This is a genomic window from Paenibacillus sp. VT-400 (assembly GCF_001029205.1).
GTDB classification, from domain to species: Bacteria; Bacillota; Bacilli; order Paenibacillales; family Paenibacillaceae; genus Paenibacillus; species Paenibacillus amylolyticus.
Window position 1 is genome coordinate 2,530,126 of sequence record NZ_LELF01000067.1, and the last position, 11,344, is coordinate 2,541,469.

At 43.3% G+C, this 11,344-nt stretch carries 10 protein-coding genes; 5 read left to right on the forward strand and 5 right to left on the reverse strand.

Going from position 1 to position 11,344, the window contains the following annotated elements:
• Nucleotides 1-270 precede the first annotated feature (270 nt).
• The gene (locus tag EL84_RS21810; RefSeq protein WP_047843082.1) at nucleotides 271-1,158 is read left to right on the forward strand and encodes a cation diffusion facilitator family transporter; all 888 of its coding nucleotides are present in this window, start codon (nucleotides 271-273) and stop codon (nucleotides 1,156-1,158) included.
• Nucleotides 1,159-1,283: 125 nt separating this feature from the next.
• Here the strand turns inward: EL84_RS21810 and EL84_RS21815 are convergent, their stop codons facing one another.
• From EL84_RS21815 to EL84_RS21830, 4 genes are all read right to left on the reverse strand, one after another.
• Nucleotides 1,284-1,754: a ferritin-like domain-containing protein gene (locus EL84_RS21815; protein ID WP_036671366.1), complete on the reverse strand. Its 471-nt coding sequence runs from the start codon at nucleotides 1,752-1,754 to the stop codon at nucleotides 1,284-1,286.
• 106 nt (nucleotides 1,755-1,860) lie between these two features.
• Complete coding sequence (locus EL84_RS21820; RefSeq protein ID WP_047843083.1) at nucleotides 1,861-2,301, reverse strand: CBO0543 family protein; 441 nt, start codon at nucleotides 2,299-2,301, stop codon at nucleotides 1,861-1,863.
• Between the two features lie 250 nt (nucleotides 2,302-2,551).
• Complete coding sequence (locus EL84_RS21825; protein WP_235431624.1) at nucleotides 2,552-3,928, reverse strand: MmgE/PrpD family protein; 1,377 nt, start codon at nucleotides 3,926-3,928, stop codon at nucleotides 2,552-2,554.
• A gap of 163 nt (nucleotides 3,929-4,091) precedes the next feature.
• A complete protein-coding gene (locus EL84_RS21830) occupies nucleotides 4,092-5,051 on the reverse strand; it encodes a LysR family transcriptional regulator (protein ID WP_047843085.1) in 960 nt (319 codons plus the stop codon).
• A gap of 232 nt (nucleotides 5,052-5,283) precedes the next feature.
• On the opposite strand from EL84_RS21830, the gene EL84_RS21835 reads away from it, so the two are divergent.
• Genes EL84_RS21835 through EL84_RS21850 form a run of 4 tightly spaced genes read left to right on the forward strand, consistent with a single transcriptional unit; the run spans nucleotide 5,284 to nucleotide 9,764 of the window.
• Complete coding sequence (locus EL84_RS21835; protein WP_036671376.1) at nucleotides 5,284-5,841, forward strand: DJ-1 family glyoxalase III; 558 nt, start codon at nucleotides 5,284-5,286, stop codon at nucleotides 5,839-5,841.
• A 12-nt stretch (nucleotides 5,842-5,853) separates the two neighbouring features.
• Nucleotides 5,854-6,408 (forward strand): DJ-1 family glyoxalase III, encoded by a 555-nt coding sequence (locus EL84_RS21840; RefSeq protein ID WP_036671378.1) that lies wholly within the window; start codon nucleotides 5,854-5,856, stop codon nucleotides 6,406-6,408.
• A 27-nt stretch (nucleotides 6,409-6,435) separates the two neighbouring features.
• Nucleotides 6,436-8,337 carry a glucose PTS transporter subunit IIA gene (locus EL84_RS21845; protein ID WP_047843086.1) on the forward strand — a complete coding sequence of 634 codons (1,902 nt, stop codon included), beginning with the start codon at nucleotides 6,436-6,438 and terminating at the stop codon, nucleotides 8,335-8,337.
• 11 nt (nucleotides 8,338-8,348) lie between these two features.
• Nucleotides 8,349-9,764: a 6-phospho-beta-glucosidase gene (locus EL84_RS21850; RefSeq protein ID WP_047843087.1), complete on the forward strand. Its 1,416-nt coding sequence runs from the start codon at nucleotides 8,349-8,351 to the stop codon at nucleotides 9,762-9,764.
• A gap of 114 nt (nucleotides 9,765-9,878) precedes the next feature.
• On the opposite strand, the gene EL84_RS21855 is transcribed toward EL84_RS21850, so the two are convergent.
• On the reverse strand, nucleotides 9,879-11,240 hold the full coding sequence (locus EL84_RS21855; RefSeq protein ID WP_047843088.1) for an alkaline phosphatase: 1,362 nt from the start codon (nucleotides 11,238-11,240) through the stop codon (nucleotides 9,879-9,881).
• Between the last annotated feature and the right edge of the window lie 104 nt (nucleotides 11,241-11,344).

An 11,344-nucleotide genomic window follows, 5' to 3' on the forward strand; every position in this document is an offset into this window, starting at 1 on the left:
TAAAGAGCCGAGTGGATCAAAACGATCCATTTGGCTCTTTGTGTCCAAGTGCAAGAAAGTGTGGTTACAAGGGAAGGCAGTCGGCCACCTTCCTCTTACCACCCATTAATCACTTAAGTTTGCCAAATCCAACTTTTTTGGATGCTCGTAAAAAAATTGCCGCGTTCAGATTATGTTTCGTCACACTCAAAACGTTTCTCTAGACCCACACAAATCTTCAATGGTACCATCATACACGTGCTTGAATTGAAGATTGCAGGAGGATATCATGTGGATCAACTTAAATACGATAATCTAAAGCTGGGGGAGCGCGGAGCTATCATCAGCATTATCGCCTACATATGTTTGACCGTATTAAAACTGATCGTTGGCAGTATGGCCGGATCAGAAGCGCTCAAGGCGGATGGATTAAACAATGCCACCGATATTGTGGCCTCAATAGCTGTACTGATCGGTTTGAAGCTTGCCCAACGCCCAGCCGACACAGATCATACATATGGTCACTGGAGAGCAGAGACCGTTGCGTCACTTGTTGCTTCTTTCATTATGATGGCAGTAGGTTTACAAGTACTGTTTCAAGCCATTGGTTCTGTGTTTCAGGGTACACATGAATCTCCGGATATCATCGCTGCGTACACAGGCATTTTCTGCGCGGTTGTCATGTATCTGGTCTATCGCTATAACAAGAGACTTGCTACTCGTATTAAAAGTCAGGCAGTCATGGCTGCAGCTCGAGATAATATCTCCGATGCCTGGGTGAGCACCGGTACGGTCATTGGGATCGTGGGTTCCCAGTTCGGCCTCCCATGGCTGGACCCTGTAACGGCTGTCATCGTCGGTTTCCTGATCTGTAAGACCGCTTGGGACATTTTCAAGGAAGCCACACATCATCTGACGGATGGTTTTGATGTTGAACTGATTCAGGAGTACAAAAAAACGATTGCCGGAATTGACAGCGTAGAGACAGTTAAAGACGTGAGAGCGCGGAACTATGGCAATAACGTTGTAGTAGACGTTGTCATAACAGTCCATGCTGAGCTGGATCTTCAACAAGCACACGATATCTGTACAGACGTGGAGAACGAGTTAATGGAGGAACATGACGTATACACCGTTCACGTTCATGTGGAACCTGATATGTTGGAAGAGTGCATTTAAACTCAGGATTATAAAAGAGCGACTCGGCAAAGCAAAAAAACCAGTGAGCTTTAATTATTCACTGGTTTTTGCTGATTTCAATTTTCTTTTTAAAAGAATACGCGCGTTGTTTATCCCATACATGACTATCTCGGCAAATTGTAGGTAATCAAATTGTTATATTTATCCGCATGTTTCTGTTCGTCCAGGATGATCCCCCACACCGTGTCTTTATATATGCCATAAGGGAGACCAAACCATATTTTTCTATACTTTTCCACGGCCGCCAATTCACCCTGAAACGCCTTTTGCAGTCCGGCAAGATAAGAGGTGACCGTCTCAACCGGCTCACTGCTTATGCCCGTAATCTCCTGACCTGTCAGATCCTTGTACATTTGGCGGAACATTTGATTATGTCCTCGTTCATCATTGCGGATGCTCGTGATGATGGCAGCCTGATTGGCATCAGGTGACAACTGAATCAGTGAGTCATAGAACACCTCATCGTTTCGTTCTCCTTGCACAGCCGTTTTGATTAATTCAAGTGCTTCGGCTGATGATGTTGCCCATACCGGAGTAAAAGTGTACCTGTAACCATAAGGATATGCCACATACATTAAGAATCCCTCCAAGACAAATATGAGTTAAGATATGCACGTATGCCCATCAGCGTTAACCCATATCATCTGTCCTGCCTTATTTGTGGAAAGCTTCAGTAAAACTTCACTTGGTATACCTCAATATTTTACTGTAACCATAAGCAAGAACAAATGGCAGGAGGTATGACACAAAGGTCCAAATTATGTTCCATCCATTAAAATAGATGACATGCCCCATCATTTTGGCAACCCATTCGATTAATGTCAGCGACAATGATGCAACAAGAATCGCCAACCATGGCTTGGCGCCTTTTTCTGAAATCATATACATCATCAGGCAACCAGCGATCGGATAGACTCCAAGATCCATTGGAAGAGCAGCCAAGGATTGATTATGAGTATTCGGCAGAATATTCCAGAAGTAATTAAACCCGATATTGTTGATGGATGCTGAAATAGCCACACCAAGTGGATAATATAGAATAAGGATTGTAAAGTTCCGACGCAGAATCCATACACCCAATATAATGGGAATGACCATACCCAACAGAATGTTTCCTAACATGCCATTTTCCTCCAAAGCTTTGTTACTTCTGTAGTTTCACTATAAGCGGCATCAGCATTTATCGGATTTCTCTCACTTCAATACAAGTGGTGTTGTATAAGTTAACCAACTCCATGGTTTATAATGCATATTAGCAAATTCGAAATAGGCATGTGTGAGTCCAAACGTTAAAAAGGCCGCTTATCCAACAAGGGTAAGCGACCTTTTTTAGCGCATTTAGTAAACTTACATTAATGCAGTTTAAATTCGTTTAAAAACGGAGTAGCTTATCCACATGATTCATATGTTCCAGATTACGAATAAACTCGAATCGTTCTTGTTTGTATCCATCAAAAGGTGTGCCTGCAAGAAATTGATTGAATTTCTGTTCAAGCATATTCCAGCCAAACGGAGTTTCCATATCGCCTAGAGGTACAGGCATCCACCGTTCATATATATTGCCATCATGTGTTGTTATAACAACATGGGCAGCGCAAAAATGAGTTGGATGATCAGCCAAATATTGCTGCACTTCATCATCCAGGGTTACTGTAATTTTTTGCACCAGCTCCTGAACCTCCGGATCGGTGAAGCTATTGAATATTAATTCCTCTGAGTCCATACGACCGTATTTGAGAGCCACGGCTGAAGTGAATTGTGTGCTGGCCTGTGCTCCGATTGCGGTCTTGGGTTTAGGATTCGTCAGACGATATACAAATGAAGAGGTCCTCACATCAACAGACTTGATCTTGGATGGTGTTAAACTATAGTCTTCACGAAGTTCCAACATAGCATCCAGAGTGGCGTGTAATCCACGCTGGCAGGCATGACGTTTGAAATAAATGTCAGTCACTTTAAAATCAGTTCCCAGTCCTTCCAGCACATGACTTGTGTCACAATGCCCGCTTGTTCCTTTGAAGGCCTGGAAGAATCCATATTTTCCTTCCAAAGCTGCATCAGGACCCGTGAAACCACAGGATGCCAGTCTCACGGCCCTTAATCCGGTCAATGCCGCCCAGCCACTGCATAAAATTTTCCCTGAAGTTCCATCATTCTGATATTCAATCAAACCTCCTGTGAAAAGAGAAGCAATTCCCATCGCATCCTTGGTCTGCTTGGTATCTGCATTTGTTAATTTACTTACCAAGGCCGCTGCTGCGACAGCGCCGCATACCCCGGTAGCATCAAACCCTCTTTCCCGGTACATAAATGGATTGATCGCTTCGCCTAACCGAGCATATACGTCATAAGCCGCAACAATGGCGGTGATCATCTGTTTCCCATCGTTTCGGTGAAGCTGAGCCATACTTAGCAGGAGCGGAACAAGCACAGATCCAGGGTGGCCCATGGCGTGGCGATAGCCGTCATCCAGGTCTGCACAACGTGCCATCATGGTATGAATAAAGACAGCATGATCTGTGCTAGTGCGAACATCCTGTTCACCAATCAATGAGACCAAGTCTTCATTTTTAATAATAGAGTCTGCCAATCTTGCATATTCCAAAATGCGTTCACTTGTTTCAGAGTATCGACCAAATACCATATTACCGTAAGAGTCCAGTATTACCTGTTTACCTACTTCGATAGCCCTCTCGGAGAGATCCTCATATTGAAGACGGGTTATGTAGTTGGCAAGTTCTACAATCATATGATTCACAACAGTTCACCTCGTTATTTTGACTTCAATCCGCAAATACACGGGAAGTTTACATAACAGAAATATAAAGTTGTCATGATGTTGAACTCAAGCACAAGTTAACTGCACTAACTCAACTTTTGTATGCACATAAGTAATTGAACGCCAATATGATTCAATTGCTTTGATGTAATGAAGGGGTGCAATAACGTTTGACTATTTTTTTAAAATCCTCTACGTATGAGGGGAAAATTTTAGATTTGTGATAGATCAATGCGAGCGGGTGAAGATAGGAAAACTCAGCGATTGGAAATACATGAAGTTGAGAATTCGTATGATTAGACTCATTTAATGCATGAATCCCTGAAAGATACATCGTTAATGAAAAACTGGCCGCGTAATCCTCAGCACACAAAAGATGATGGATATCCGGTTGCGTCAATTCGTTAATACAATGCAGGGATATGTTACGTTCAGCGAGATGTTTATCGAGCAAAATACGGGAATTGAAGTTTTTCTTATTCAGAACAAAGGGGACATGTTGAAACAGACTCAAATCCGCACCCTGGTTAAATGTTTCGATGCACTCGGGATATTGATCAGGGAAATACTGCTTGAGCAAATTGTCCGAGATCACCATGTACATCTGTTCAAGCAGAATCGTTTCATACTTTACATTTTGCGTTACGATATTGTCTACACCCGAGAGAAACAGATCCAGTGAATTGTTTAACACCATCTCCTGCATTTGCGGTGAGGTTGTACGATGAATTTTAAGCTCCACTTTGGGATGCAGGGCATAAAACTCTTTTAATAATTTCGGCACGATAATGGGATAGCGGCCTTCGGTAATGCCAAAATGAATCGTGCCTGACTTATCCTCTTTAAGATCAGTAAGTTGATTCTCCATATTTTGATCCAGTAGCTCAATTTGACGTAGCGTATCTTGCATAATTTTCCCCGCTGCTGTCAGCGCAATTTTAGGTTTTCTTTCGAAGAACGCAACACCATGTTTTTCTTCCAAGCTTTTTAGGTATTTGCTGAGTGATTGATGGGAAATATATAGTCGTTTCGCTGCATTGGAAATGTTTAACTCTTCGGACAGAACCAAAAAATATTTATAGTTATTAAGCATGCATACCTCCTGAGGTAATCTTTTGTGTGACTCTGATGTAAACACTATAGATGCAACACGGTTAAAAATCATCATACTGCAACTATTAGTTACATACAAGCAATCTAAATGTGCTTTGGGGTTGCGAATATCTATGATAAATTATGAATGTATTCACGATGTCCATAGCGGTGTAAGCGTGAGCAATATGCAAATGTCTGCTCCAAAATATAATTAACAGGAGGTTATGTGCGTGAGTAAAGTTGCAGTTCTATTAGCAGAAGGATTTGAAGAAAGTGAGACCCTGACGATTGTTGATATTTTGAGAAGAGCACATATCGAATGTCACATGATTAGTACAGCGGGTGAAATGGTTCGTGGTAGTCATGACATCGTGGTCAAGGCTGATGCGCTTATCAGTGAAGATGTTAAAACCTACGATATGATTGTACTCCCTGGAGGAATGCCTGGGGCCGCTAATCTTCGTGATGATGACCGTGTAATTCAACTTATTCAGGAAATGAACCAGTCCGGCAAATATGTAGCAGCCATGTGTGCAGCACCTCTTGCACTAGGCAAAGCAGGTGTGTTGGAGAACAAAAATTTTACCGCTTATGTAGGTTATGATCAGAAAATTGAAACGAGCGGTACTTTTAAAGAAGATATTGTTGTTAAAGATGGAAATCTGATTACAAGCCGCGGCCCTGCGACGTCTTATGCTTTCGCTTTTGCATTAGTGGATGCCTTAGGCGGAGACAGTATGGTTGTCAAAAATCGTATGGTTTATTTCAATGCATTTGATGCTGAATAGGAGGGAACTGAAATGACGAATAAAGTAGCAGTATTGATGGCGGAAGGTTACGAAGAGGGCGAAACGCTGACGATTGTTGATATTTTGAGAAGAGCCGGCCTGAATTGTGACACGTTTTATTTTGGCGATAAGCTGGTTAAGGGCATGCACGGCATCTTTGTAGAAGCAGACAAACCTTTTGGCGAAGAAGTAAAGCAGTATGACATGATCGTTCTGCCGGGAGGCCGCCCAGGTGGACAAAACCTGAAGGAAAATCCGGATGTGATTGACATGGTGCAGTACTTCAATCAGAACAATAAGTACATTGGCGCAATGTGTTCCGGTACGGTGGTACTGTCCGATGCAAAGGTCATTGAGGGCAAACAGGTAACAGGTTATGTAGGATACGCTGAGAAATTGATTGGCGGCATCTTCAAGGATGAAGTCGTCGTAGCTGACCAGAATCTCGTTACAAGCCAAGGGCCTGCAACACCTTATCCATTTGCATACAAAATTGCAGAAATCTTCGGCAAAGATACATCAGGCCTACGTGAAAAGATGTTATACAACTTTGCCGGAGGCAAGTAAAGACAGCTAAGAGGGCGGGGGAATCATATGAAAACAGAGGAATTGGCTAAGGAGATTATCGCTAACATTGGACAGGATAATATTACGTATGCCACGCATTGTGCAACCAGATTGAGATTCAACGTAAAAGATGAGTCTCAGGTTAACTTGAAAGCGCTTGATCGACTGGAAGGTGTCCTGCGAGCCCAGTTTAACAGCGGTCAGTTACAGATCATCATTGGCGCAAAAGTGAAAAGCGTTTTTGACGCAGTAAGTGAAAAGCTTGACTTGGAAAATCAGGACATTGAAGTGAAAGCAGTACAACAAAAAAAGAATGTGATTTCCCGAGTCGTGGAAACGGTGGCAGGTATATTCGGGCCAGTCATTCCAGTGTTGATTGGGTGCGGTATGGTGAAGTCTGTGCTTGCAATCCTGACGACAATGAATCTTCTTGAGACAACAAGTGGTGCGTACCAAACCTTTAGTCTGATTAGTGATCTTATTTTCTATTTTTTCCCCTTCTTCCTTGCAGTCAGCGCGGCCAAGAAGTTCAAAACCAACGAATATCTGGCTGTGGCCCTTGCCGGGGCTTATATGTATCCCACCATTATGGAAGGTGCAGCAAAAGTGGCAGAGACGGGTGTTACCAGTTTAAGCTTTTTCGGCCTTCCATTATTGCTCGTGAACTATAAATCAACGATCATTCCGATTATTATTTCGGTTTGGGTGATGAGCTACGTTTACCGGTTTGTTAATAAGCGAATACCCGATATGTTTAAAATTTTGTTTGTGCCGATGATTGTGTTGTTCATTATGGTTCCACTTGGATTAATTGTTTTCGGACCTTTAGGAACCTACTTCGGCAGTGGAGTTGCTCAAATTGTAACGTATTTGTATACGGTGAATGGCGTCATTGGTGCATTTTTATTTGGAACATTCAGACCCCTTCTAATTATATTTGGCATGCATTACGCGATTACTCCAATTAACAGCCAGCTGATTGCTGAATATGGATACTCGGTAATTTCACCTGCGAACTTGACTGGAAATCTGGCTCAAGCCGGGGCATGTATTGGTGTATTCCTCTTATTGAAACATAAAGCGAGCAAATCCAGTGCTTTATCCAGTGGTGTAACGGCGATGTTTGGTATTACCGAACCGGCTATCTTCGGATTCAACCTTAAGTACAAGCGTCCTTTTATCTGTGCGATGCTTGCAGGAGGTATCGGAGCAGCTTACATCAATTTCTGGGGTGGAGGAGCAACGGCTCTGATTCTGCCAGGTATCCTGGCCTTGCCAACCTATATCGCTGACAGTTATATACACATCATTATCGGGGTAGCAATCAGCATTACGCTTGCACTGGTTGCCGTCTTGATCTGGGGAATTGAAGAAGAGATTCCAGCTCCAGTTACTGCAAGTGTTGGCAATGGAACAGATGGTTCTGCTGCCGCTAATGTGATTACGTCGACCTCAGAATCCCATGCTTTGACTCGACCAACCGGAACACTAATCATTGGCTCTCCGATTAACGGGATAGTTAAAAATATAACTGAAATCGACGATCCCATCTTTGCTCTGGGGAGCGGTGCTGCAGTTGAATCAATCGACGGCAAAGTATACGCCCCATTTGACGGAAAGGTTGTATCGCTGTTCCCAACCAAACATGCCATTGGACTGATGTCGAATGAGGGTGTGGAAATGCTTGTTCATGTAGGGATAAATACAGTCAAGTTGAAAGGAAAGCATTTCACGGCTTATGTGCAGCAGGATCAGGTGATTAAGCAAGGAGATCTGCTGATCGAATATGATCATGAAGCTATTCGGGCAGCAGGATTTGATACGGTCGTGCCCATCATTATATCGAATACTTTTGAATATCAGAGTGTTGAGCAGATTGCTGAGGATCGGGTTGTCCAAAACGAAGCACTGTTACGCATTCACGCTTAGAGGTGGTAAATATGAGTAAATTATCTGAAGACTTTCTTTGGGGAGGCGCTGCAGCGGCCAACCAGTTAGAAGGTGGATGGAATGAGCGCGGCAAAGGAGTCAGTGTTGCAGATGTCATGACAGCAGCAACACATGGCTTGGAGCGAAGAATTACACAGGGAATTGAGGAGAATGTATATTACCCTAGTCATCAGGCTAGTGATTTTTATACAAGATACAAGGAAGATATTCAGTTGTTTCATGAGATGGGATTCAAATGCTTTCGAACCAGCATCGCGTGGACACGGATATTTCCAAACGGAGATGAGACGGAACCGAATGAGGAAGGTCTGCAATTCTATGATGACTTGTTTGACACCTGTTTGGCATACGGGATTCAGCCAGTAGTCACCATATCTCACTTCGAAATGCCATATCATCTAGTGACGGAATATGGGGGATGGCGCAATCGTAAATTGATTGACTTTTATTTAAACTTCTGCGAAGCAGTCTACACCAGATATCGGACAAAGGTTAAGTACTGGATGACGTTTAACGAAATCAATATGATTGTGCGCAAGCCATGGAAGCCGGGAGGCATTCAGTGGAACGATGGGGAAAACAAACTTCAGACCATGTACCAGGCTGCGCATTATATGCTGATAGCCAGTGCCAAAGCAGTCAAGCTTGGTAAAGAGATCAACCCGGACTTTATGATCGGCGGCATGTTCCTTCATCCAACATCATACGCAGCTACATGCGACCCTGATGATGTGCTTGCCCAGGTCAAAAAACTTCAACAAGCTTACTTCTTTCTCGATGTACATGTCAGAGGCAAATATCCACGCTCATATTATGGGTTCCTGAAGCAGCATCAATTAGAAATTGAAACTGCTCCTGAGGATGAATTGATTCTGAGAGAAGGAACCGTAGATTATATCGGATTCAGTTATTACTCCAGCTCTGTCGTTATGGCTAATCCAACCGATCAGGACAAGAGTGAGGGGAATGAAATAAGCGGTTATAAAAATCCGCTCTTGCCTGCCAGTGAATGGGGATGGCAAATTGATCCGGTAGGTCTCCGGATTACATTAAACTGGCTGTATGATAAGTATCAGATCCCGCTATTTATTGTAGAGAATGGTTTAGGCGCAGTGGATACGCTCGAAGAGGATGGGTCAGTGCATGATCCGTATCGGATTGATTACCTTAGACAGCATGTGAGTGAGATGAAAAAAGCCATTCTGGAAGACGGGGTCGAAGTGATAGGTTACACTCCTTGGGGTTGCATTGACCTTGTCAGTGCCGGAACAGGAGAGATGAAAAAGAGATATGGCTTAATCTATGTCGATAAAGACAATGATGGGAAGGGTTCATTAAAGCGAGTTAAAAAAGATTCTTTCTACTGGTATAAAGAATGTATTAAAAGTCAAGGGAAGATAATATAACACTTCGTCAAGTACACGAATGATCAATTAAAAGCCCTTGTCTCCATCGGCAACAACTGGAGACAAGGGCTTAAGCTTTTTCAAAGTTTTACCGAAATTTATTAGGGATTTTTTTTACTGGTGCTTACTGAGAATATCAAATATGATCTTGGCATTATCTGTGTTGTCGATCAAACCGGCGAAGCGATGACTTGCCGGACCGTAGGCATAGACCGGAACATCTTCACCTGTATGTCCACCTGTTGTCCAGCCGGTATATGAACGGTTATCAATAATCGCTTCAATAGCATTATCAATCTTTGTTACATCCGCACTTTTGGCTGCTTCGTTCACCGATTGAATCTCTTCAGGTTTCAACTCCAGTTTGAGATAACTTTTCAGTGTTTCTTCAACCGAAGCACCTTTTGCAATTTGTGCTGCCATGAAGTCAGGTGTGCGCAGTGCAGCTTTGATTGGGTCTACGAAGAAGTTGTATTCTCCGTCTTTTCCAAGCGTAAGTCCGCCCGTGGAGTGGTCGGCAGTAGCTACGACAAGTGTTTCACCGTCTTTTTTGGCAAAATCAATAGCTGCCTGAAATGCTGCTGCGAAATCATCCATTTCACTCATCGCGCCAACGATATCATTATCATGTCCTGCCCAGTCGATCTGGCTGCCTTCGACCATTAGAAAGAATCCTTTGTCGTTCGAACTGAGGCGATCAATCGCTGTATTGGTCATCTCAGCTAATGATGGAGTTGCAGCAGTACGATCAATCAACTTGTCCAGCCCTCCGTCCGCAAACAGTCCAAGAACTTGTTGATTCTTATCCGCAAGGAGAGAGGAACGATCCGTCACATAGCTGAATCCGGCCTTCTGGAACTCCTTCGTCAGATCACGACCCTCGCGTACAAAATTGGATTTCCCTCCACCCAGAAGTACATCCACCTTATGCTTGCCATTAATCAACTCATCATAATAATCGTCCGCAATTGCATCCATATTTTTTCGACTGATATCATGGGCACCAAATGCAGCTGGTGTGGCATGAGTGATCTCCGATGTAGCCACGAGTCCGGTGGACTTGCCGTTTTCTTTGGCCTGCTCAAGTACGGTTTTGACTTCCTTCTGCTCAGGGTCAACCGCAATGGCCGCATTGTATGTTTTCACACCCGCCGACATAGCCGTTGCTGCGGAAGCGGAATCCGTCACATTTTGTTTATCATCATCCGGATAGGTCATTTGTGCTCCAACCAGATAAGGGTCGAATACGGTTTTATCCATGCCCTTCGTCGAAGGATCATCTTTCATATAACGGTAGGCGGAAGTATAAGAGGTCCCCATGCCATCCCCAATGAGGAAGATGATGTTCTTGATTTGTTTTTTCTCCACACTTACAGCTTGAACCGCACTTGCTTGTCCTGCAGACAAGAGAGTAGAAGCCGATACAGCCAGAGTCAGCGCTACCGCTGGTAATACTCTTTTGGATAATTTCACAATGATTCCTCCTCGTAATATCTCAACAACAAAAATGAATGCATGAATCTATATTCATTTGTTCATCATTAAGAAGATTAGCATTTATTTGTAAATGAGAACCAAGA

What these genes read in the sequence shown, in the direction of transcription:
- EL84_RS21820 (WP_047843083.1), bottom strand. Translation starts at nt 2,301, where the DNA reads ATGTTAGGAAACATTCTGTTGGGTATGGTCATTCCCATTATATTGGGT.
- EL84_RS21840 (WP_036671378.1), top strand. Translation starts at nt 5,854, where the DNA reads ATGACGAATAAAGTAGCAGTATTGATGGCGGAAGGTTACGAAGAGGGC.
- EL84_RS21845 (WP_047843086.1), top strand. Translation starts at nt 6,436, where the DNA reads ATGAAAACAGAGGAATTGGCTAAGGAGATTATCGCTAACATTGGACAG.
- EL84_RS21825 (WP_235431624.1), bottom strand. Translation starts at nt 3,928, where the DNA reads ATGATTGTAGAACTTGCCAACTACATAACCCGTCTTCAATATGAGGAT.
- EL84_RS21850 (WP_047843087.1), top strand. Translation starts at nt 8,349, where the DNA reads ATGAGTAAATTATCTGAAGACTTTCTTTGGGGAGGCGCTGCAGCGGCC.
- EL84_RS21815 (WP_036671366.1), bottom strand. Translation starts at nt 1,754, where the DNA reads ATGTATGTGGCATATCCTTATGGTTACAGGTACACTTTTACTCCGGTA.
- EL84_RS21830 (WP_047843085.1), bottom strand. Translation starts at nt 5,051, where the DNA reads ATGCTTAATAACTATAAATATTTTTTGGTTCTGTCCGAAGAGTTAAAC.